Annotated in this window: 19 protein-coding genes; 8 read left to right on the plus strand and 11 right to left on the minus strand. The window is 57.9% G+C overall.

Annotation, left to right across the window (positions count from 1 at the left end):
* Positions 1-308 precede the first annotated feature (308 nt).
* Both ACLB1Z_RS08985 and ACLB1Z_RS08990 read left to right on the plus strand, forming a co-directional pair.
* On the plus strand, positions 309-2894 hold the full coding sequence (locus ACLB1Z_RS08985; RefSeq protein ID WP_409562998.1) for a TonB-dependent receptor: 2586 nt from the start codon (positions 309-311) through the stop codon (positions 2892-2894).
* 568 nt (positions 2895-3462) lie between these two features.
* Entirely contained in the window at positions 3463-4164 is a 702-nt protein-coding gene (locus tag ACLB1Z_RS08990) for a DUF2076 domain-containing protein (protein ID WP_409562999.1), read from the plus strand.
* Positions 4165-4192: 28 nt separating this feature from the next.
* Here the strand turns inward: ACLB1Z_RS08990 and ACLB1Z_RS08995 are convergent, their stop codons facing one another.
* Positions 4193-4354 carry a hypothetical protein gene (locus tag ACLB1Z_RS08995; protein ID WP_409563000.1) on the minus strand — a complete coding sequence of 54 codons (162 nt, stop codon included), beginning with the start codon at positions 4352-4354 and terminating at the stop codon, positions 4193-4195.
* Between the two features lie 295 nt (positions 4355-4649).
* On the opposite strand from ACLB1Z_RS08995, the gene ACLB1Z_RS09000 reads away from it, so the two are divergent.
* The gene (locus tag ACLB1Z_RS09000; protein WP_013947199.1) at positions 4650-4883 is read left to right on the plus strand and encodes a general stress protein; all 234 of its coding nucleotides are present in this window, start codon (positions 4650-4652) and stop codon (positions 4881-4883) included.
* Positions 4884-4955: 72 nt separating this feature from the next.
* Here ACLB1Z_RS09000 and ACLB1Z_RS09005 read toward each other — a convergent pair whose 3' ends face one another.
* The 7 genes from ACLB1Z_RS09005 to ACLB1Z_RS09035 all read right to left on the minus strand — a co-directional run bounded on the left by ACLB1Z_RS09005 (position 4956) and on the right by ACLB1Z_RS09035 (position 15665).
* Complete coding sequence (locus ACLB1Z_RS09005; protein WP_409563001.1) at positions 4956-5366, minus strand: diacylglycerol kinase; 411 nt, start codon at positions 5364-5366, stop codon at positions 4956-4958.
* 125 nt (positions 5367-5491) lie between these two features.
* A complete protein-coding gene (locus ACLB1Z_RS09010) occupies positions 5492-6910 on the minus strand; it encodes a coniferyl aldehyde dehydrogenase (protein WP_409563002.1) in 1419 nt (472 codons plus the stop codon).
* 416 nt (positions 6911-7326) lie between these two features.
* Positions 7327-8580, minus strand: a complete 1254-nt coding sequence (locus ACLB1Z_RS09015) for a response regulator (protein ID WP_409563003.1) — start codon at positions 8578-8580, stop codon at positions 7327-7329.
* Positions 8561-11206 (minus strand): ATP-binding protein, encoded by a 2646-nt coding sequence (locus ACLB1Z_RS09020; protein WP_409563004.1) that lies wholly within the window; start codon positions 11204-11206, stop codon positions 8561-8563. The genes ACLB1Z_RS09015 and ACLB1Z_RS09020 overlap by 20 nt, the downstream gene beginning before the upstream one ends.
* A 4-nt stretch (positions 11207-11210) precedes the next feature.
* A complete protein-coding gene (locus ACLB1Z_RS09025; RefSeq protein ID WP_409563005.1) occupies positions 11211-12461 on the minus strand; it encodes a class I SAM-dependent methyltransferase in 1251 nt (416 codons plus the stop codon).
* Positions 12462-12742: 281 nt separating this feature from the next.
* Entirely contained in the window at positions 12743-13873 is a 1131-nt protein-coding gene (locus tag ACLB1Z_RS09030; protein ID WP_409563006.1) for a response regulator, read from the minus strand.
* 391 nt (positions 13874-14264) lie between these two features.
* Entirely contained in the window at positions 14265-15665 is a 1401-nt protein-coding gene (locus ACLB1Z_RS09035) for a glutamine synthetase family protein (protein ID WP_409563007.1), read from the minus strand.
* A 479-nt stretch (positions 15666-16144) separates the two neighbouring features.
* Here ACLB1Z_RS09035 and ACLB1Z_RS09040 point away from each other — a divergent pair, with 479 nt between their 5' ends.
* The 5 genes from ACLB1Z_RS09040 (at position 16145) to ACLB1Z_RS09060 (ending at position 21728) form a co-directional block, all read left to right on the plus strand.
* On the plus strand, positions 16145-17263 hold the full coding sequence (locus ACLB1Z_RS09040; protein WP_409563008.1) for a polyamine ABC transporter substrate-binding protein: 1119 nt from the start codon (positions 16145-16147) through the stop codon (positions 17261-17263).
* Positions 17264-17364: 101 nt separating this feature from the next.
* Positions 17365-18558, plus strand: coding sequence for an ABC transporter ATP-binding protein (locus tag ACLB1Z_RS09045; RefSeq protein WP_409563009.1), 1194 nt, complete (start codon positions 17365-17367; stop codon positions 18556-18558).
* 10 nt (positions 18559-18568) lie between these two features.
* Positions 18569-19471, plus strand: a complete 903-nt coding sequence (locus ACLB1Z_RS09050; protein WP_409563010.1) for an ABC transporter permease — start codon at positions 18569-18571, stop codon at positions 19469-19471.
* A complete protein-coding gene (locus ACLB1Z_RS09055) occupies positions 19468-20292 on the plus strand; it encodes an ABC transporter permease subunit (RefSeq protein WP_409563011.1) in 825 nt (274 codons plus the stop codon). The genes ACLB1Z_RS09050 and ACLB1Z_RS09055 overlap by 4 nt, the downstream gene beginning before the upstream one ends.
* Before the next feature lie 158 nt (positions 20293-20450).
* On the plus strand, positions 20451-21728 hold the full coding sequence (locus ACLB1Z_RS09060; protein ID WP_409563012.1) for an NAD(P)/FAD-dependent oxidoreductase: 1278 nt from the start codon (positions 20451-20453) through the stop codon (positions 21726-21728).
* An 18-nt stretch (positions 21729-21746) separates the two neighbouring features.
* On the opposite strand, the gene ACLB1Z_RS09065 is transcribed toward ACLB1Z_RS09060, so the two are convergent.
* The 3 genes from ACLB1Z_RS09065 to ACLB1Z_RS09075 all read right to left on the minus strand — a co-directional run bounded on the left by ACLB1Z_RS09065 (position 21747) and on the right by ACLB1Z_RS09075 (position 23493).
* A complete protein-coding gene (locus ACLB1Z_RS09065) occupies positions 21747-22388 on the minus strand; it encodes an NrsF family protein (protein WP_409563013.1) in 642 nt (213 codons plus the stop codon).
* Positions 22385-22942: a sigma-70 family RNA polymerase sigma factor gene (locus ACLB1Z_RS09070; protein ID WP_409563014.1), complete on the minus strand. Its 558-nt coding sequence runs from the start codon at positions 22940-22942 to the stop codon at positions 22385-22387. The genes ACLB1Z_RS09065 and ACLB1Z_RS09070 overlap by 4 nt, the downstream gene beginning before the upstream one ends.
* 164 nt (positions 22943-23106) lie before the next feature.
* Positions 23107-23493: a DUF3307 domain-containing protein gene (locus tag ACLB1Z_RS09075; protein WP_013947214.1), complete on the minus strand. Its 387-nt coding sequence runs from the start codon at positions 23491-23493 to the stop codon at positions 23107-23109.
* Positions 23494-23550 lie beyond the last annotated feature (57 nt).

Here is a 23550-nt window from a genome sequence, read left to right on the forward strand (position 1 = left end):
CGGTTGCAGGAAGCTGACGCTATCGTCGCTGTGAAATGTCTCGCGTGAGGCTCGGAAGAAGCCTTAGTTCCCGCATTTTGAGGGATTTTTTCCCGTAAATTTCAATTCCGTTGCCACAATGCCACGGGAGGGTTGGGAATGCGGCAGCCGGGAAAAAGTCAGCCTGTGCATCGGATTGACCCTCCCAACCAAAATCCATTTTGCTGACTTTGGGGAAAATGGTCCGACTCGAGACCAAAGGGGAAGTTCGCGTTGCAATGGCTGCCAGGGAAGCGGGGATTGTGATGCGCAGAAAAGGGAACCGGGGGATGATGCGTCAGTTAATGGCTTCGGCCGCGGCTGTGGCGCTGTTTGCAGCCAGCGGAACGGCCGTTGTTTTTGCTCAGGATGCGGGCGGGACGGCTGCAGGGCAGCCAGCGCCTCAGCAAGGTCAGCAGCTTCCGCAGGTCGAGGTAATTCAGGGACAGCCTAAGCCGAAGCCGACGCAAGCAAAGAAGGCCACCAAGCCGAAGGCCAAACCCTCCACCGCGGCGGCGGTGACGGCTCCATCCGCAGCGCCGGATACGACGGGATTTGCGACCGAGAGTTCGCAGGAGTTTGCTGCTTCGCCTGAATCGAACACGGTGAAGATGTCGCCGGTCGGCGGGACGATCCCGGTCGATAAGGTGCCGGGCAGCGTCTATCAGATGAATTCGGAAGCGCTCAAACGTGGCGAGCAGGTCATTCTGCAGGACGCCCTAACGAGCCAGATACCGGGCCTCATCGTCAACGATCTTCAGGGCAACCAATTCCAGACCAACATTCAGTTTCGCGGGTTTGAAGCGTCGCCTGTCAACGGCGTCCCGCAGGGACTTGCGGTCTATCAGAACGGCGTCCGCATCAACGAGTCGTTCGGCGATATCGTCAACTGGGACTTCCTGCCCTCGAACGCGATCAACAACGTCGCGGTTGTCGTCGGCAATCCGGTGTTCGGACTTAACGCTCTGGGCGGCGCCGTCGTCGTCGATATGAAGGACGGCTTCAATTACCAGGGCTGGGACGTCGATACGATGTTCGGCTCGTTCGGACGCAAGCAAGTCTCGACTGAAGCCGGATACCGGAGTGGTAATTGGGCGGCATACGGCGCGTTTGAAGCCATCGATGATGATGGGTTCCGCGATTTCTCCGATGCGCAAATCCGCCGAGGCTACTTCGATGTCGGCGTGAAAGGCGATAACGCCGAATTTCATTTCAACTTCACCGGCGCAGACAACAATGTCGGCGTTACGGCCGCAGCGCCTGAGCAGCTTCTCGATATCAGCCGCAGCCTGACATTCACGTCACCGCAGACGACCGAAAACACACTTCAGATGTACTCGGTCAACGGCAAGGTGCGGGCGACCGATACGTTGACGCTGTCTGGCGTGACCTACTATCGCCATTTCAATCAGAAGCATCTCGACGGTAACCTGTTCGACGATCCGGAAGAATGCGGCGGCGCCGAAGCTGGGACGCTATGTTCCGGAGACGATCAGGTTCTCAATGCCGCCAACGGCAATCCGATCCCATTTACGGATAACGTTTACGGCTCGATCGACCAGACGTCGCAAAATGCCGATACCGCTGGTGTCACGCTGCAGGCTCAAGAGAACGCTAAGCTCTTCGGCCACACCAACCAGTTCATCGTTGGCGTCAGCTACGATCATGGCCGCGTCGCCTATACGGCGAAGAGCGAACTTGGCTTCATGGAGCCCAAGTTCGTCGTCGACGGGCAAGGCATCATCATGACCGGCACGGATGATTTCAATCCGCGCTCGCTCACGACGACCAATGATTATTTCGGCGCTTATTTCACGAACACGTTCGACATCACCGACCAGTTGGCTTTGACCGTGGGTGGACGTTACAACTTTGCGCGAATTGAAATCGAGAATACTGGCAGTCCGGAAAATGATGAACTCAACGGGATCAACAAGTATAACCGCTTCAATCCATCCGCGGGCTTGACCTATAAGTTCTCGCCGGGTCTCAACTGGTACGGCGGGTACTCGGAAGCCAATCGTGCTCCGACTGCAGCCGAACTCGCTTGTGCGGATCCTGAAAACCCGTGCTTGATCGAAAGCTTCCTGACGGCCGATCCCCCGCTGAAGCAAGTTGTCTCCCATACCTGGGAAACGGGGTTCCGCGGGACGATCAAGAACTGGCAGGATCGTTCGCAGTGGGATTGGGGCATCGGCCTGTTCCGTACTCTCAACACTGACGACATTTTCAATGCTGCCTCGACCGATGTCGGGCACGGCTACTTCCAGAACGTCGGCAAAACGCTGCGTCAGGGCGTCGAAGCAAATATCGCGTACCGCACACAACGTGTCTTCGCTTACGCGAATTACACCTATACGGACGCCACGTTCGATTCGAGCGCGATCTTCCCATCACCGAATAATCCGCTGCCGGGCAATGTTTCGTGCGGCGAAGCTGGTGGTGGGGATGATGAAGACGGTCCCGGCAACTGCTTCCTAGTTCATAAAGGGGACCGGCTTCCTGGCGTCCCGGCGCACACATTCAAAGCCGGTGTCGATTACTGGATGACGCAGAAGTGGAAAGTCGGGGCGGATTTGGTGGCTGCCAGCGACCAGATTTTCTTCGGTGACGAAGCAAATCTCAATCGTCCGCTGGCGGGCTATGCAAAAGTCAATCTGCACACGTCCTACGACGTCACGGATCACGTGCAGATATATGGCCTGTTCGAGAACCTCTTCGACAAAGATTATAATATCTACGGAACGTATTTCAGCGTGGACGACGCCAACGATCTGACGCCGGCTACCGGCGTCACCTTCAATGAGAACAATCCCCGGACTGTCGTCCCGGCCATTCCGTTCGCAGCCTATGGCGGCGTAAAAGTGAAGTTCTAGACTACTGTACCTCTAAGACCTATCCCGAAACTCGATGCGGCGGACCCCAAAGTCCGCCGCTTCTTTGTTTTCTGCCCTGGACAGCGACGAAGCACTCAGAATTTACCGTCCGCCATGTGAAACACCGTCAGGCAGATGACGGCGGTGAGAACGAACAGCAGGGTGATGGCGATCTTGTCCATATGAGCACTCCTAATAGGTTATATATCGAAGCATCCTCTTTATATGATCGTCCCTGTGGGGAGAAGTTCGGTGACAGCAGGTGCCGTGAGTGCGGCTGTTACAGCGCGTTGGGCGATCAAGGAGCGCGCCTTTGGCGGTCGCTGCGGCCTAGTCCAAATAGCCGATAATCGCTTTGCGGCCATTGTACCAATTTGCAGAGCAGCGTTCATCAGAGCGCCATGTGCCGGCCGATAAGGTACGGGACGCCGCGGGATGTCTGCGAAGGAACAAAAAGTGACGGAAATATATAATTGCTCCCCCATGTCACTGGTGCAGTCCGTTCCTACATCTCCCTGCGTTGCACAATACTTAGCCGATGTCGGCTAATTACAGCGGAGGCGATCCCATGAACCGGGAAGAACAGCAATTAATTGAAGATTTGTTTTCCCGCCTGCGCAGCTATGGAGGCTCGGGTGGCAAGGATCCGGAAGCCGAGGGATTGGTCAACGATCTCATTCGCAGGTCGCCGGATGCCCCTTACTACCTAGCCCAGACGGTCATTATTCAGCAGCAGGCGCTCGAGCGGGCGGAAGCCCGTATGCGCGACCTGGAGGAAGCAGCGGCGCGTCAGCAGCAATCTGCGTCGGGTCGCGGCAGTTTCCTTTCTGGTGGATCGGTTCCGTCGGCCGGTGCCCGCTTTGGTGGCCTTGGCGGTTCTGCGCCGGAGCCGCAGCGCGGACCGGAGCCGATGCCGCCTCCGCAGCAGTCGCGTAGCCCTTGGGGCTCTGCGGCCCAATCCGGAGGGGGCGGCGGTTTCCTGTCATCAGCTCTATCGACAGCAGCGGGCGTCGCCGGTGGCGTTTTCGTGGCGGATGGAATCCGCAGCCTGTTCGGTGGTGGCAACGCCTACGCCTCGGGCGGTGGGACAAACGCCAACGATCAAGCGACCATCGACAGTTTACAGGATCAACTGCAAGACGCTCGCGACGATGACAAGCAAGATCAGAAAGACCTTGCTGCAGATGACGCCGAGCTCGATCGGATGCAAGACGCCCAGGATGACGACTACGACGATACGTGGACCGATGACGACAGCATGGATGTCTAACGTTCAGTACGCTAACTGACGTTTCCGCTCATCGTGCGATGGCAAGTACGATGAGCGGCAACAAAAGTGCGGCAGCGATCCCGCCGATGAAGACGGCGCGCTGCCAGGGTTGTTTCAAGATGATTTCGCCCTGCGATGCCTTTTCCGCCGGGTAGGCCGGGATGTCCGGCTTTTTCTTGGTTTGTGCCATTATGGTCAGTCCAGGTTTCGCGTCCTTATTGGAATAATCCGCGGACGCGCTTTTCGTTGCTTCGCAAATTGGGGACGGCGGATTTCTACCGCCTGCCGACGGCTAAGCTTCGCTTCGTCCGCGCGCTTACAAAATCGTCACACACGCTTTGCGGGAAAAATCGGAACCGCCTTACTGCGGGACCGTTGGCCAAGCAGTTGTCGAGCTGCGTGTTGAAAAGCGCGGCGCGTGGCCGGCGGCAGTGGCCTGAAACAGAGCAGGCGACCTGAAACACGAAAGCAAAAAGGTAGTTGTGATGGCTCAAGAGGACAGAACATCAAAACGCGGCTTTGCTTCGATGGATGAAGCCAAGCAGCGCGAGATCGCCCGGAAAGGCGGCGCAAGCGTTCCCGATCATGAGCGCAGCTTTTCGAAGAATCACGATCTTGCCGTGTCCGCCGGCCGCAAAGGCGGCCACGAGAGCGGCGGCAATTTCAAGCACGATCCGAAGCGCGCTGCCGAAGCCGGACGGAAAGGCGGCCAGCACTGATGGTGTGAGCGTGATTATTGGAGACCATAGCGCGAGGCCGGAGCGATGCTCCGGCCTTGTCGCGTTTCATCGTCAGGCGCTGCTCGAAGCGGTCAACCATTTCGGATTGAACCAGCGGTCGGCTGGGCCATCGTACGGGAGACGAGTAACGTCCCAATGGCTCACATATTTGGCGTAGATGTCCCAGACAGGCGGGCCGCCGCCGATGAAGACGACGCGGCCGGCGAACTGCTTCAGTGTCTCTTCTGGGTCCATGTGGGAACGCAGGACAACGAGCGTGCGATCGGTACGTGCAAATTCGGGGACAGCGCCGATGGTCTTCGGCCCGGCCATTAAAACATGGCCGCGGGTGATATCGAAAAAGCGCGCGACATCGGCGACGTATTCCGGATCTGTATTACCCTCCCAGGGGAGTTGGCCATGAAGGCCGAGTTGGCCCGATTGGCCAATCGCGCAGATGACCCGCACGATCGTTTCCTGCATTTTGCACTTCCTTCAATCTATCGTTCAGCACGCGTCGATCCCACGCAATGGGCGTGGGCGTCTATTCGCGCAACTGCCTTCTCTGTGTGAAATTCGCCGATGGATGTAAAGGCCGGGCCGCGTCGTCAGCGCAGCAGATAGCGGATGACCCAATCGGATGTGCGGTTGAAAGGCGGGCGCAACAGACCCCCAAGGTTCCAGCGGCTTTGCTCGAAGACGCCCTTCGCGTGGCTAAGCGATTTAAACCCTTCGATACCGTGATAGGCGCCCATGCCGGACATGCCGATGCCGCCGAACGGCAGCGCGTTCTGAACGTAATGCATCAAGGTATCGTTGACGGTGACGTTGCCTGAGGTCGTGCGTGTGAGAACCTTCAGCCGATCCTCGCTGCTGTTGCCGAAATAATAAAGCGCGAGCGGCCGGGGTCTGTGGTTGATGTAGGCGATGGCTTCATCGAGCGTGCGATACGTCACGATGGGCAGAATCGGTCCGAAGATTTCTTCGCGCATGATCGCCATGTCGTCGGTGACGTTCAGGACGATCGCTGAAGGAAGCTTTCGCGTCAGGACAGCGGTCTGAGGCCCAGTCTGGATGACGCGAGCGCCTTTGTTCTCGGCATCTTCGAGCAGACGGCGGAGACGGGTGTAATGTCTCGCGCTCGCAATGGCGGAGTAGTTTTTGTCGGCGGCGCCGTCGGGATAAAATGTTGCTGCCGTTGCGTCGTAGCTGGCGACGAATGATGCAGCGTCTTTCTCGTGCACGAGCACGTAGTCGGGAGCAATACAGGTCTGGCCAGCATTCGCAAGTTTGCCGTAGGCGACGCTGCTTGCCGCGGTCTCGATATCGGCGTCTGGCCCGATGAGCGTCGGTGATTTGCCGCCGAGTTCCAACGTGACCGGAACGAGGTTTTCGGCGGCTTCCCGCATGACCATGCGGCCGACCTGCGCGCTGCCGGTGAAGACGAGGTGATCGAAGGGCAGACGCGAGAAGGCGGCGCCAAGCTCGGGGCCGCCGGTGACGACGGCCACTTGGTCTTCCGGGAAGATATCACGCAATGTCGATTTCAAGAGTTCGCTCGTCGCGACCGTTAGCTCCGAGGGCTTTAGGATCGCGCGGTTGCCAGCCGCAATTGCGGACAGCAGTGGCATGATGGCGAGCGAGAGCGGATAGTTCCACGGCGACACGATTCCGACGACGCCGAGCGGCTGGTAATGGACGCGGGCGCGACCGGGAATGAAGTGGAGCGAGATGCGCCGTTTCTCTGGCCGCATCCATTTTGCGACGTTGCGGCGAAGGAAGTTGATGGCCTGGATGATGGGAATGACTTCCATGATCCGGGTTTCGTATGCGGACCGGTAGCCGAAATCCTTGCTGATGGCGGCTTCGAATTGAGCGCGGCGCGCGAGCAATGCGCGTTTGAGCTTGCGAAGGTCGGCTCGGCGCTGTGCAGCAGACGGCGGCCCGTCGCGCATGAACGCGGCTCGCTGCTTCGCCAGCAGCGGGCTCAGCAGGAAGTCATCTTTGACCGGGAATTGAGCAGTCATTAATCGGTCTCCAATGTAGACGGTGAGAACATATAGCGATTCAGGACGCTACGTTTCTCCGTCGACACGAGTTTTTGGGCTTTCGCCTTCGGCATCGTCCGCGTGCGATTATGCCCAACGACCATACGATCGTGGCGATCTCAAGCGCGCATTAATTGAAACGCCGCTCGGTATGCTTGTGGACGGGATAGCCGGCAATTTACCCTGCGCGAAGTGGCGCAGCCACCGGCGCGGCACCGGAACTTCGTAAATAAGATCCTCGCCAGCAATTCGGCGGCTTCACTCTGAGATTGTTGCAGATTTTATTTGCAACTCTTTGGTGAGCGATGCTCAACAGTAAAAATGCGCGCTAAGGGAACGCGGCTGGTCCGGGACCACGAGTCTATTCGAGCAATGGCGGTCAGGGTACGCAGCGATCAAGCGGCGATGTCGAGCGTGCCGAGAACCCACTTCTCGTACTCATCGCTCAGATCCTGCAGCCACTGCTTGGGCACAGTGTTGATCTTCTTGCCGCCGTTATTGGTGCGGACAGGAAGCGTCACGAGGATCTGCTTGTAGCCATTCTCCATCGGGGGCGAGGAGATCGTGCCGCCGATGTGGCCAATCGAGAGTGCGGCGCGGAGATAGTCGCTGGCGCGCTTCGGCGCGGTGTGCAGTGGCGCCGTAAAGAGCACGCAATCCTGAATCGCACGCTGAGGTTCGCAGTTGCGCAGTTCGAAGTGGAGTTCCACGCTGGCGTCTTCGCTGTTGCGCGTATCGCTCTTGATGTTGACCTGAACCGTACTGCCGGACGACGGCCAGAGGCTCATCGGCTCCATCAGCTGGATCATGATCTTTTGCATCGTCGTCGGGTCGGCGGCGACGATTATCTCGGGCTTATCGGCATTTACAAAGATCTGCTGTGCGCCAATCTCGCGATTGATTGCTTCCGCGCACGACGTCACGATCGAGACGATGTCGGCGTCGTGGCCCGGACCGATATCGGCATGCAGCGTTTCGCGTGACAATTCTTCAGAAAGATCGATGGCGCGCTGGGTTTCCTCGACAGGAATGCGCCAGTGGTCGCGAATACGAAGCTGCGCCCAGAGTTTCTGCGCGGACGGGCGCCACGACGTCTCGGCGATCGCGTCCTTCAGGTAGTGATACATCGTCAGGGGGGCGTTGTTATACGGCAGTAGCCCCGAGAGCATCGCAAGATCGTTCATGCGATCGCGCAGCAACGTACGATGCAACGCGCTGAGCTTGTCGCGCAGAAGCATATCGTATTCGTTCTTCAGCAGATAGAACGTGATCGCCTGCTCGATTTCGGCTTCGAGAACGCGTAGGTCCCAGGGTTTCGAGATGTAACGGAGGATCTCGCCCTTGTTGACCGCATCAATGGCGCTGTCGAGATCGGCGTAAGCCGTCGTTAGCATGCGGATGATGTCGGGCCGTTCATTGCGGATCCGGTTCAGCAGGCTGACGCCGCTGCGGCCGGGCATACGCTGATCGGAAATAACCAGTCCGATGTTGTGATTGCCGGACAGGATCAAGGTTTCGGCTTCGTCGGCGCTTGTCGCGGTCAGTACATCGTACTTCGCGCCAAACGCCTTTTTGAAGTATTTGACTGCCTGCGGTTCATCATCGACGATGAGAATCTCGACGGGCTGGTCAATACGAAACGACTCCATGGGAGACCTGGTCTTCTCTTTCCGACGCGATCGGCAAGTTGAAACGGAACTCGGTCCACTCTCCAAGACTACTCTTAACACTCAGTGAACCGCCGTGGTTGGCGATGATCCGGTGGCTGACCGCCAAGCCTAAGCCCATGCCTTCGCCGACGTCCTTGGTGGAGAAGAACGGATCGAAGATCTGGCTTTGGATTTTCGGGTCTATGCCGGTGCCGTTGTCGCGGACGGAAACGATGATTTCATTGCCTTCGACGGCTGTCGTGATCGAGATTTCAGGCTTTCGCTCCTCTTCGACGGTGCGAACGGCCGCCACGGCATTGACGATGAGGTTGACCAGCACCTGCGCGATTGTCGATTGCGATCCAAAGACTTCACCCTGTGCGGCGATATCTTTCTTTATGGTTATTCCTTTCTGAACGTGTGCCGTAAAGCGGAGCGCGTGGTCGATAGCGGACTCGATATGGAACGGCCGCGGATGCTCCGGGCGGTGGGGCGCCGTGAAGCCGCGAAGGTCGGTCACGACGCGATGAATGCGATCGTAGCCGGCGTGAATGTCCTTCAACGTGTCGGCGGTATCGGGATCGGATTGAATCGTCGGATCGCGGGCGGCCAGCTGCAGCGCGGTGCCCATGAAGTTCAGCGGATTGCCGATTTCATGCAGCAAGCCGGCGGCCATCGTGCCGAGCGCGCTCAGGCGTGCGTTCTGGACGAGGGCAGCCTCGGTTTCACGCAACTGCTGCAAGCTCTGCTTCAACTCGGCGTTGGTTCGGTGCAGGTCGCTTTCGAGCTGGGCGGCACGGATGAGGTTTGCGATGCGCGAGCGGACTTCCAGTCCGCTGAACGGTTTAATCAGGAAGTCGTCGGCGCCGTGCTTCAGCGCGATGATCTTGGCGTCCTCGTCGACGCGTGCCGTCAAGACGATGATCTTGATGGCACGCGTTTCCGCGCGCTCTTTCAGAGATCGGCAAACCTCCAAGCCGCTGACGCCGGGCAGCATGACGTCAAGCAGGATCAGGTCGGGTTTTTCCTGCTTGGCTTTTTCCAGCGCGCTGATGCCATCGGGTGCTTCAATGACACGATAACTTTCGCGCAGCATCGATACGAGGTAGCGGCGCATGTCGGGCTCGTCGTCAACGACGAGAAGGAGGGGAAGCTCGGATCGTCCGTCGAGCTGATTGGCGGCGTTTGACGCCGTCCGATCCGGCGTCAAGCTGGGGTTCTCGGAAACCATTATTGCTCGCGCGGAAGCTTTGCGGTCGAAGGCCCGCAATGGATCGTCAGCGAGGCGATCGGGCTTCTCTTCGGAGTTGGTCATGTCAAATTGCGTACCCTCAAGGGCGTGAGGAAAACGTAAAACGAATGTCGTGCCGTGGCCCGTATCGCTGGTGGCGGTGACGTCGCCACCGTGGCGGGTCATCAGCTCGCGTACCAATGCCAAGCCGAGACCGAGGCCCTGATGGCGTCGCGTCGCGGAGCCATCGACCTGATAGAAACGATCGAAAATATGCGGAAGCTGCTCGGCCGGGATGCCGATGCCGGTATCGGAGACTTTGACCGTCACGAAGTTTTCTTCGCGGACTGCTGAAATATCGATCCGGCCTTCGGGCGGCGTAAACTTGATGGCGTTGGCGATGACGTTGCTGACGATCTTCTCAAGCGCATCCTGATCGGCGTTGATCAGCAGGTCGCCCGGCGGTTCCTGCAGATCGAGATGAACGCCTTTTAGCGCTGCGAGATGCTTCATCGAGGCAGCGGTGTGCTTCAGGAAGTGGCCCATGTCGATCGGCCTCTTCGCGAGCGTGGCCCGACCTTCCTCCAAGCGAATGAGGCTCAGAATGTCGTTGACGAGGCGCAGCAGTCGCAGCGCGTTGTTCTCGATCACGTCCAGGAGCTGCTGTGACGACGGGCCGAGACGGGCGGCGTCGGACTTCAGCTTTTCGACCGGTGCGAGAATGAGCGTCAGCGGTGTCCGCAACTCGTGGCTGACGTTAGCGAAGAACTGGGATTTGAGGCGGTCGAGCGCCGACAGCTCCTGATGCTGGGACGCCAGCTTGTACTTTAAGCGGAATTCGTTGAAGCGCCGCCGGTAGTTGAAGTGAACGGCCGTGACCGAGATGATGCAGGTCAGGACGAGAAAATAGAGGTTGTTCAGAAGCGTATTGGTGGTGTCGTGGGCGCTCGGCACGCGCGAACAGGCGATGATGTAAATGCCAAGCGTAGAAATGCAGAGCAGGGCCGCTTCGAACGGCTGCATCGGCGCCAAGACGCCGACAGCGAACAGAATAAGGAACAGGCCGTTGTAATAGGTCGAGTTGGCGCCGTCTGTGATGCCGATGATGACCGCGATCGAGGCGACCGCGATCAGTAAGCCCGCCATCGTCAGATAGCGGACGTAGACAGCCGATTTTGCCCAGAAATGCAGGGCATAGAGAATTGCGATCAGCCCGGCCGCGACGAGGCGAATAACGGTCAGCGTTCCGAGCTGATCGGCATAGGTAATGCGATCGAGCGCGATACCCGCAGGTATGAGGACGATGCCAAGGATGCAGGCGACCTTCGACTGCCTTAGCCGAAGCTCGTGCTCCTCAGCCTCGAAGGCGCGTCTCAGGTCGGTGCGGTCATCCATGCGGTCAGACGAGTGGTTTGTCGATCTCCAAGAATACGTTGATACCCGTGTCGTCTGTATAAATCTTTAGCGGCCCGAGATCTGGGGCAAGTCTTTCCATGTCTGCTTCGTCGCGCAGGACCAAGTGCCATTCCATAACGTGCTCCATCAATCCTTTCACAGGGTTTGACGAATGCACATTTGTGACAATCACCCGGCCGCCGGGCTCGCACCACTGGTAGAACAGGCGTACCAATTTGGTGCAGACGCGATCGGAAAGGTAATCAAAGAGGCCGGCGCAGTAGATGATGTCATAGGTTTTGGCAGCTTCGGGCAGCTCGATGGCCTGCCGAAGAAGCTCCTGCACGGTCTTTAGGATGTAACTGACCTTCGGCGGATCGTCCTGACTGTTGGTGATCGCCTCGATCTGATTCTGGGCATAGGCAAGCGTCTCGGCATTGAAGTCGAGCAGGTCGAACGAGAAACGCTTGGCTTCCTTGTTGTTGGCAAAGAACAGCTGGAGTTCCTGAACCGGACCGCAGCCGACATTGAGGACACGCACTTCTTTATTGGCGGCTGCCGCGTCCTCGGCGGCCTTCGACAGCATCTTTTCGAGCATATAGATGCGGTTGCGATGGGCTTCCGGAGGGCCGCCGTTGAGCAGCCAATCGTTGATGATCTGGCCGTACGTAGTCTTGCCGCCGCGCTCCTTGCGGAACATCATGTTGACCATTTCGTAGTCGCCCGCATAGCCAAGCGGCTTCGAATAGACGCGATTGAAGAAAGGCGAAGCCATCATTAACGGCAGAAGATCGCGCTGGGCGAGCTGTTTGTGGTTTTCGACTTCGTCGGCTTCGAGCTGTCGGCAGGCCTTCTCAAGCTCAAGGAAGAGTTCGGTGATACGCGGCATCACCGGCGCCTTGATTTCCTCGAAGCGTTCGGCATCGAGCATCGTATTGCCTGCGCCGGGTTCGCCTTCGATGGCCAAGTCGACCTGATCGAGCCAGAAGCTCAGGTCACTAAGAAAAGACCGGAGATCGGCGACTTTCAGCTGGTAGTTCGGATCGAGCTTGTTGACCCGTTCCCATTCTTCGACAAAGCGCCCGACTTCCGATCCGAGCCCGGCGGGGTCTGAGATAATAGTGTCGATTGCCGACCATTGATTAACAAGCGTTGCGGAGACAACCACCAAGATGCTCGTTGTGACGACCCCCGTTACGACGGCGTCTCCCTGGTAGACCAGGTTCTTGCCGCGGCGCACCTTAAGGTCGCTCAATACCTCGCTCGTCTGGACGGGCGAAAATGGATTGTAAATCTCAAAAACAATGTTACGCCGCGACAGCTTTCTGAGGGTGCCCCGGAAAATAGTACCCTGGCTACTTCTAAAGGAAACCGTGCGATCAATATCTCGCTCGATGCGCAAGGGGTGTGCTCCTACAACTGAACGATGTGGACTTCGCGAACGTAAGGTTACCACAATCGTTCAGTTTTGCGCCGCGTGATTTAGAAACAGTTGAGATGATTTCTAAGCATCAATGGCTTGGCGGTACATCTTTGCTACGCCTCCTTAGGGAGGCACACCGTGAACGTTGATTTGCACAAATTTTCATCGCTGGAAGTCAGCAGTTCGCCGCCGAAGGCCCAAAGGGCGCTGCGGATCGTCCGCCACGTCTGATGATCCTCCAGAGTGCTAGGCACATCCTTGGCCGGCACGCTGAGCCGCACTTCGTTGTGTGCGGCACCGCAAAAGAGTTCGATTTCACCCGATGGCGTTGACTGGCGGCCGTTGGCGCCGCTGTTTCGCAGCAGGTTGGCGAGGATGAATTTCATAATCTCGCGCGGCATCCGATAGGTGAAGTCGCCGGAGGTAGCGAGCGAGAGGCCTTTGGCAGGCCCTCTTACATTTTGCTCGATGACTTCGTGCAGCGTATCCGCCATGGAGGAGGACTGGCCAGCCGAAGCTTGGACGAGGCCGCGGGCGAGTTTCCCGATTGAATTGGCCATGGACCTGCATTGCTCCACGTCTTGCAAAATTTGCCCCGAGCATGCTGCGATCTTGGACTGACGAAGGCGCGCCGACCAAGATTCGAGGTACGCATTCGTATTCTGCGGCGCCTCCAGCGATCCTTGTCCAGCGAGATGGGCCAAGTGCTGGGCCTCGCTGTGAAGGGATTTCAAAGGCGCGTCCAAACCACCGGCAAGAATAGACAGCAGTGCGAGATTAGCTTCGCTGGCATCGCCGGTTGAGATCGGGCCGACGACGGGTTCTGCAAGCTTGGATGCAGAATGTTCGACGCTCAGCGCGTCCTGCATTGCTGCGCAAAGCTCATCGAGGTTCCAGGGTTTCGGCACGAAGCGGTAGATTGCTGCATCGTTGATGGCGTGCTGCAGATTGTCGATGTTGGCGTAGGCGCTCGTCAGTACGCGGATGGTTGACGGCCAGGACTTGCGGACATCGCTGAGAAACGAAACGCCGCTGTCGCGCGGCATGCGTTCGTCGCTGACGACGACGGAAATCTCGTCGCCCTCGGACTCGAGGATTTCCATAGCCGCATCCGGACTGCTGGCCGTTCGGACGTTTGCATATTTGCCGACCGACGCCTTGAAGTATTTCAGCGATAAGGGTTCGTCGTCGACAAAGAGAATTGTGGGGTTCTGCTTGTCGCTCGTCTCTGAGCGGTTTGACATGGTCAAGAGGCCTTGCTTGAGGCGAAGTGTGAAAATGACTTCTGATTTGCGTGCATGCCTTGGATATATATAGGTGCCTAGATAATTCAATCTGGCTACTGATATTCAAAATCAATATCGGATTGAATGAAAATTTGAGATGTTGGCAGTCAATCTTAATAGTTTCTGACTGCTATTTTCATAGCGATACAAAATGGAATTCGGCGTATGGCAGAGGTCATTCTTTGCTAAGGCGGGCGGCGCCGATCAGCAAGGAACTCGTTAACGTCTGCCTATGCAGCCGAGGCGGCCTGACAGTATCTTTATCTTTTGGAAATTAGGAAATCGCTGTCGATCCGGCGAGCGCCGACGCGGGCGCTCGCTATTGGATAGGGGCTGTGCAGCCGGCGTCTCAGACGCTCAGCAGCAGATGTTCCCGCTCCCAGGGACTGATGACGCGCATGAATTCTTCGAATTCGCTGCGCTTCAGAGCCAGATATACGTGGCAGAAACGTTTTCCGAGAATGTCGTGAAGGGCCGTGCTTTCCTCGAAATCGGTCAGCGCTTCGAGCAGACCGCGTGGCAACTGATGATCGTTGCGGTAAGCGTTGCCGACCACGGCTTGGCGCGGCTCAAGCGCATTCTTCATTCCGAGGTAGCCGCATGCGAGGCTCGCGGCGAGCGCCAGGTAGGGGTTTGAATCGGCGCCCGCGAGGCGGTTTTCGACGCGACGGGCCGAGGTATTGGCGACCGGCACGCGCAAGCCTGCGGAGCGGTTGTCGAAACCCCATTCGACGTTGATCGGAGCGGCTCCATTCGGCACCAGGCGTCGATAGGAATTCACGTAGGGCGCAAGCAGGCATATGGCGGCCGGAAGGTACGTTTGCTGACCGGCGAGAAAGTTGAAGAACAGCTTGCTTGGTTCGCCGTTGTCCAGCGTAAAGATGTTTTGTCCCGTCTTGGCGTCGACAATGCTTTGATGGACGTGCATGGCGCTGCCGGGCTCGTTGGCGAGTGGCTTGGCCATGAAGGTCGCGTAACAGTTTTGCGCGAAGGCGGCTTCGCGGATCGTTCTTTTGAAAAGGAAGACCTGATCGGCGAGGTCGACAGGGTCGCCGTGAAGGAGATTGATTTCGAGCTGCGCGGCGCCGCCTTCCTGGATGATGGTGTCGATCTTGAGGTACTGGCGCTCGGCGAATTCGTAAATGTCATCGACGATCTTGTCATATTCGTCGACAGCGCCAAGGCTGTAGGCTTGGCGGCCTGCGCCAGGACGACCGGAACGGCCCGTCGGCGGCTCCAAGGGATAGTCGGGATCGGGGTTGGTTTTCGTCAGATAGAATTCGAGTTCGGGCGCAACGACCGGCACCCAGCCTTCCTTGGCGTAGAGATCGACGACGCGCTTCAAGACGTTGCGCGGTGCGATTTCAACCGGATCGCCGCTCTGCCATTGGGCGTCGTGAATGACCTGCGCGGTTGGACTCGAAGCCCACGGAGCTGGGCGGATGGTTGATAGATCGGGAACCATCATCAGGTCGCTCTCGGCGTAAAGCTGCTGACCGTCTTCTTCGAAACCTACGTAATCGCCGGTGATGGTCTGATGGAAAATCGATATCGGAAGGTGAACTGCGTCGAGTTTCACGAATTTCTCGGCGGGCATGGTCTTGCCGCGCGCGACACCTGCAATATCGGGCACTGCACAATCTATTTCTTCGATGCGATGTTCGCGCAGCCAATCCCGAAGTCCTTCAGGAGTGGAGCCGACGCCGAAATCACTTTCCTCGTGGATGGGACGTACTGGTGGGGCGTTCATGAAGCACCTAGGTATTGTTCAACTATATTGTCGGCTGACGCGTTATGTTCGGTCTCACGAACGTCATCGCCAAGCGTCGAAGTCATGTGACAGCCATGGCTTTGATAAGGAGGGCTTGCCCTCTAAGTTCAGACATCGGTCAGACGCATTGAGCCGTCGCTCGGTAGGCTAGAAGAGACTTAGCCTTTTACATGGGGGGACCTCAATAGCCGCCACGATGACATACCTTATCGCCAAATATCGTTGCCGTCGCCCAATTGGGCGGCGCGCTGACTTGAGATCGGGCAATCGTCCATTGGACGGACGTTTTTCGTTGCGCGTCGCAGTGCAAACAAGAAATCTCCCACAAGCCCCGTTGTGCTTCGCAATTTAAATGCGCAGTATGGTCGGTGTTTAGCAAAACGCTGTGCGAGCGGCGTTGGGTGTGGTCCGGCCGTTTAACGTGGCCGGGTATGGGACTGATCCGTGGAGGATTTCGGATGTTGTGGCTCAGTAAGGCGGCGCGTAGCGTCGCGTACTCTATTGTTGCGGCTGTAGCGACAGTCGGACTCGTTGGCCATCACGCGCAGGCAGCTGATAGAGTCGTGAAAGTCTACAACTGGTCGGATTATATCGATCCTTCGATCCTTACCGATTTCACGAAGGAAACCGGTATCAAGGTCGTTTATGACGTCTTCGACAGCAACGAAGTTCTGGAAACAAAGCTTCTCGCAGGCGGCAGCGGTTATGACGTGGTTGTGCCGACAGCGTCCTTCCTTTCGCGCCAGATCAAAGCCGGCGTGTTCCAGAAACTCGATAAGGCCAAGCTTCCAAACTTAAAGTACGCATGGCCCGAAGTTTATAGTCGCATCGCGCAGTACGATCCGGGTAACGAATACGCCGTCAACTGGATGTGGGGCACCACGGGCGTCGGCTACAACGAAGGTAAGATCAAAGAACGCATGGCCGATGCGCCGGTCAACTCACTTGACATGATCTTCAAGCCGGAGATTGCCGCGAAGTTCAAGGACTGCGGCATCTATATGCTGGATTCACCGGAAGACATCATTCCGGTTGCGCTCAATTACCTCGGCCTCGATCCGAATACAAAAAATCCGGAAGACTTACAAAAAGTCGAAGATATGCTGCTGAAGATCAGGCCGTATATCAAGAAGTTCCATTCCTCCGAATACATCAACGCGCTGGCGAACGGCGACGCTTGCATGGCGCTTGGCTGGTCGGGCGATATTCTTCAGGCCGCGTCGCGCGCTGAAGAAGCGAAGAACGGCCAAGTCATCAAGTATAATATTCCGAAGGAAGGTACGCAGATGTGGTTCGACATGATGGCGATCCCGGCGGACGCCAAGGATGTCGACGAAGCTCTGACCTTCATCAATTATCTCAACCGGCCAGAGGTCATGGCGAAGGCTTCAAACTTCGTCCAGTATGCGAACGGCAACCTCGGTTCGCAGAAGTTCATCGATAAGAGCGTCCTAGATAATCCGGCGGTCTATCCGGATGCCGATACGATGAAGAAATTGTTCGTCCACTTGACGTGGGATAATAAAACCCAACGTGTCGCCACGCGAATGTGGACGAAAATCACGACAGGCCAATAAGTTCAGAGCCGCGCCAGAAACATACTGGCGCGGCTTTTTCTTTCTTCACTGTCGCCGGTGTCCCGGCGGTCAATTTCGATCGGTTGAAGGGAACTCACATCATGGCTGTTGCGACTGCTCCATCCCAGGCGAACGCTGGTTCCTCGCAACGTGCAGGTCCGCGGACGGCCGCACCGCAGACCGGCTTCGCGCCGTGGAAGAATCCAGCCCTTCCTCCCATGGTTCGCTTCGAAGGCATCACGAAACGGTTCGATGACTTTGTCGCCGTCAACAATGTGACACTCGATATTTATGAGAAAGAGTTCTTTGCGCTTCTTGGGCCTTCTGGGTGCGGAAAGAGTACGCTTCTCCGAATGCTCGCCGGGTTCGAGCGGCCGACAGAGGGTCGCATCATCGTCGCCGGGCAGGACATCACCGACATGCCTCCCTATGAGCGGCCGGTGAACATGATGTTCCAGTCGTACGCGCTGTTTCCTCATATGACGGTCGAGCGCAACATCGGTTTCGGCCTCAAACAGGAGGGGATGCCGAAGGACAAGATCGAAGAGCGCGTCGATGAAGCCATGGGGATGCTTGAGCTTCGTCAGTTCGCGAAACGCAAGCCCAATCAGTTGTCCGGCGGCCAGCAGCAGCGCGTGGCGCTTGCGCGCGCCATCGCCAAGAAGCCGCGCCTTGTTCTGCTCGACGAGCCGCTCGGCGCGCTCGACAAGAAGCTGCGGCAGCAGGCTCAGTTCGAATTGATGCGTATTCAAGAAACGACGGGGACGACCTTCATCATCGTCACGCACGATCAGGAAGAGGCGATGACGGTTGCGAGCCGCATCGCCGTGATGGAGAAGGGCCTGCTTCAGCAGGTCGCGACGCCGGGCGATATCTATGAGAATCCGAAGACGCGGTATATCGCGGGCTTCATCGGCGACGTGAATGTCTTTGAAGGCACCGTTTCGAATGTTTCGGACGGCTGCGTCGAAATCGATGCGGCGGATGGCTACAAGTTCAAGACAAGAAGTGCAGAGCCCGTGACCGTTGGGCAGAAAGTCGGGTTGGCGCTGCGGCCTGAGAAAATCCGGATCGGGCGTGAGAAGCCCGCATCAGACGTCAACGCCATTCCTGGCAAAGTCGAAGATATCGGCTACCTTGGCTCAATTTCGCATTATCACGTTCGTACGGCTTCGGGCGAACGCATAACGGCGCTGCGTGCCAACGCGGCACATACGGTCGAGCAATCGATCACCTGGGAGGACGGCGTCTGGCTCGATTGGCCGGTCGATGCTGGCGTGGTGCTGACGGGCTGAGGTTTCACATATGCGTTCAAAAACTTCCGATCTGAAACGCTGGTACGTGATCGGCGCGCCGTTTCTCTGGTTGCTCGTTTTCTTCCTCATCCCGTTCTTTATCGTCTTCAAGCTGTCGCTTTCCGATGTCGCGACCGCGATCCCGCCGTACACGCCAACGTTCAGTTGGTCGAAGGGGATCGGCACGTTCCTCTCGCAGCTTGATTTCGAGAACTACACGTTTCTTTTCAGCGACTCTCTTTACATCAATTCGTATCTCTCGAGCCTCAAGATCGCGTTCTTTTCGACAATCCTGACACTGCTTGTCGCGTACCCGATGGCTTACGGCATGGCGCGGGCGCCGAAGTCTTGGCAGCCGACGTTGATGATGCTCGTTATCCTACCGTTCTGGACGTCATTTCTGATCCGCATTTATGCCTGGATCGCGATCCTGAAGCCCGAGGGCTTTCTGTCATTGTTCCTGATGAAGCTCGGCATCATCAGCGAGCCCCTGCAAATCATGAATACGACGACGGCGGTCTATATCGGCATCGTGTATTCCTATCTGCCCTTTATGATCCTGCCGCTCTATGCCAGCCTCGAGAAGATCAATCCCTCGTTGCTCGAGGCCGCGCAGGATCTCGGCTCGCAGCCGTGGCGCGCCTTCTGGCAAGTGACGTTTCCATTGTCGATGCCCGGCGTATTCGCTGGATGCCTGCTTGTTTTCATTCCGGCGGTCGGTGAGTTCGTCATCCCGGACCTGCTTGGCGGCTCGGATACGCTGATGATCGGTAAGACGCTGTGGACGGAATTCTTCAATAACCGCGACTGGCCGTTGGCGTCGGCGGTGGCAGTGCTGCTGTTGCTGGTGCTGATCATTCCGATCGTCCTATTCCAGCGGCAGCAGGAAATGCAGCGGGAGGCCGGACGATGAAGGGACGCTTTTCCTGGTTCAACGCGACTTCGATCACTTTCGGATTTGCGTTCCTTTACATTCCGATCCTGCTGTTGGTGATCTTCAGCTTCAACGAGTCAAAGCTCGTTACCGTATGGGCCGGATGGTCGACGAAGTGGTACGGCTCGCTGCTTCAGAACCAGGGTCTCAAAGATGCGGCGTGGGTGACCATTCGTGTCGCCGTCGTTTCGGCGACAGTCGCGACGGTGCTCGGCACGCTGGCGGCCATCACGCTGGTCCGCATGGGACGGTTTCATGGTCGAACACTTTTTTCGGGAATGATCTTCGCGCCGCTTGTCATGCCGGATGTTATCACAGGCCTATCGCTTCTGCTGGTGTTCGTGGCGCTGGGTTTCGATCGCGGCTTCTGGACGATCACGATCGCGCACATCACGTTCACGATGTGCTACGCGGCCGTCGTCGTACAGGCGCGTCTGCAGGACTTCGACAAGTCGGTCGAGGAAGCTGCGATGGATCTCGGAGCGACGCCCGTCGGCACGTTCTTTCAAATAACGCTGCCGATCATTGCGCCATCGGTCGTATCGGCGTGGTTGCTTGCGTTCACGCTTTCACTTGATGATCTCGTGATTGCGAGTTTCACAACAGGTCCCGGTGCGACGACCCTGCCGATGAAAATTTACAGTCAAGTCCGACTTGGCGTGACGCCCGAAATCAACGCCATCTCAACGATCCTGATCGGCATCGTGACAGTCGGCGTCCTTTCGGCGGCGTTCTTTACCAAGCGGCAGACGGATCGGGCTGAGCGCGAGCGGCGGAAGGCTTTCGGCGCGACGGGCTGAGTTGCGATGAGCGGGCGGCCCAACGGCCGCTTGGCGGCATTGTTTCCATGCCATTGCGGGGTGGTTCCGATTGCGTGGAATAGGGAGCGGTGCGCGATGCTGGGGATGAGAAGTCGCATTTGTCTTTCGCGCCAGAGCGCGCTAAGCACCGGGCCATCGTGACAGCACAAGATTACATACGTTCCTATTACGCCACGACGGCCAATGACCAGACGCGCTATCCGGTGCTCGAAGGCACCGTTAAAGCCGATGTCTGCATCGTTGGCGGCGGTTTTTCCGGCGTGGCGGCGGCGCTGACGCTGGCGGAGCGCGGACGGTCAGTCGTTCTGCTCGAAGCCAATCGCATCGGGTGGGGCGCGTCGGGACGCAACGGCGGTCAGATGATCGGCGGCATCAGCGGCGAAGAGGCAATCAAGCGGCAGCTTGGTTCGGCGGGCGCCAAGCTCGTGCGCGACATGCGCTATCGCGGGCATCAGATTATCGAAGAACGGGTCGCTAAATATAACATCGCCTGCGATCTGGCTTACGGCTGGATGGAGGTCGCGGCCCGGCCGAAGCATATGGATCATATGCGCGCCTACGTCGAAGGCCGAATGAAAGATGGCGACGGCGATCAGATCGAGGTCGTCGAGAAGCATCGGATGCCCGAAGTTCTCGGCACGGAATCCTACTATGGCGGTTACATCGACCGGCGCAGCGGTCATGTGCATCCACTCAATCTGTGTCGCGGGGAAGCGGCGGCGGCGGCTTCGCTCGGCGTCAAGATTTTCGAGGGAACGAAGGTCGTCAATCTGTCTGGCGGCGCAAAGCCCTGGGTTCAGACCGAGCGAGGCCGCGTCGAAGCTGGAACCGTCATCATCGGCGGCGAGATTTTTGAAAAGTTCGGCCAGCCCGGGCTCAAGGGGCTGATGCTGCCCGCGGGCAGCTACATCATCGCGACCGAACCACTGACGGGCTCAGAGACGGCGTCCGTCGATCCGCAAAATCTCGCGGTCGCCGACAGTAACGTGGTGCTCGATTATTTCCGGATGTCGGCGGATCGCCGCATGCTGTTTGGCGGCCGCTGCAACTATACCAACCGCGATCCGAAAGATATCGCTGCGGTCATGCATCCGCGAATGGTGCAGGTGTTTCCGCAGCTCAAGAATGCGCGGGTGGAATTCAAATGGGGCGGGACGATCGCGATCGTCGTCAATCGCGTGCCCGCTGTCGGGCGACTATCGCCGAACCTTTATTACTTCCAGGGTTATTCGGGGCATGGCGTCAACGCTACGCACATCATGGCCGAAATCGTTTCCGACGCCATTTGCGGTACGACAGAGCAGTTCGACCTGATGTCGCGGATCAAGCATGTGCGGCTGCCGCTGAGCGACGTGTTCGGCAACTACATGCTGGCGCTCGGGATGCTCTACTACCGCATGCGCGATTTGATGTAAGCGCCGCAGCAGCGCCAACTACCAGCGAAGGACGCGCGGTCCGAGCAACGCGCCGAGGCCCGTCATCACGAGAACGCCGATCGAGTACCAGACCGCCAGAAACAGCGGGCTGTCATCCGGGCAATGCGCTGCATAAAGCGTTGCGGATATGCCGGCAGATAGCAGGCCGCCGATGGCACCGGCAATGACCGGGTGGGTCGTCGCGCCGTTGCGCAAGGCATAAAGCACGGCGACCAGCGGCGTCAGCGACAGCAGCGGAATGACGATCAGGCAGAAGACGGCGTTGTGTCCGACCATATTGGCGCGCCAGGCATCGCTCGGCAGCGCGAAAAGTTCGAGGAGGACACCGACGGCAAGCACCAGCGGCGCGAGGGCCAGCCACCACATCATTTTGCCCGGCTTAAAGTCCGGCCGCGCCAAGCCGCGAACCAAGAAGAACGCGGGAATGGCGACGCTCAGCGTCAGAACGAATTTGAACAGGAAGCGCGGCGACGAGGTCACCAGTTCCATGAAGTGATCGCGAATGCCGAACAGACCGTAAAACACGAGGGCCGTGATCAACGTGCCAACGCCAACCGCCGTCGCCAAGGTCTGGGCGACAGGCGGCTCGACGCTTTTAGCGTCGGCAGCAAGGGCTTTGATCAGATCTTCGGTTCTCATATCTTCTTCTCTTGATAGGTCTCCGAGAGGGCCTTCAGGCTTCGGTGCAATGCGACGCGTACGGCGACTTCCGTCATTCCAAGGCGTTCCGCGACGTCGCGTGCGGAATGCCCATCGATACTTATGGAACGCACGATATCGCGGTTTTTCTCCGACAGACCATCGAGGATGCGATCCACGTCGCGGGCGTCGATGGAGGCCTGCTGATCGTCGCCTTCGATGTCGAATTCGGTGAGATCAACGGCCACTTCGGGACGTCGGCCGCGACGGCGCAGGTCGTCGATCATCTTGTTGCGCGAGATCGCCGAGACCCAGGGGCCTAGCGGCATCGATTGATCCCATGTATGCCGTTTCAAATGGATGGCAAGCAAAACGTCTTGCACCACATCCTCTACGTCATCACGCGGCACACCGACGCCGGCAAAGCCGCGCCGAACAACCCCTCTCAGAACCATCGACAGTTCGGACAGGAGTTTATGGTAAGCGTTCTCGTTGCCCGCGATCGCCGCGCGCATCAAGGCCGACCACTGAGCGTCTCGAGCCTTTCGGTCCAAAATAGCCCTTCTTCGTCGTCTTCGCTGCTCGACGAGCAAACGTTACATCGTGAAGAAAATATTTCTGCTGCCGCCGAACAGCATTTTTCGACTCCGCGCCGCATATGGCAGGGATGCCATAAACTGCGCAAGGTGACACGAAGCAAAAAAACGCACTTTGGGGGTTAGTTAGCGGGCAGCCAAAGCCAGAGAATGGCGATGTAGGTCAGTCCGTGGAGAAGCTGGTCAATCCCCAAGGCCCACCAGAAGCCCGTATCTTTCGGCGTCCAGCCTTCGCGCGCGACGAGCCGCTGTTTCAGCCAATCGATATGATAGTGCAGGAGAAATTCGCCAGCGAGGAGAGCGGCGGCAAGGGGCAGGCCGCCCCCCGGAAACAGCCAAAAAACGGGCGCCGTCAATACGATGTGGATGAAGGCATGCAGCAGGCCGCCGGGCGCGCCATAGTGCCCTTTCTGCCGGAAAATCCCATCCGATTGCAGGATGAAGTCCGCGACGGCATGTTTCACAAGCAGGTAGGTGATCGCGGCAAGCGCCGCGTGACCGGGTGACATGAAGCTCCATCGCTGCCGGACGGCGATGGGCAGACACCGCTCGCTTCGTCCTTTCGT

Source organism: Hyphomicrobium sp. MC8b, assembly GCF_905067615.1.
In the GTDB taxonomy this organism is placed as follows: Bacteria; Pseudomonadota; Alphaproteobacteria; order Rhizobiales; family Hyphomicrobiaceae; genus Hyphomicrobium_B.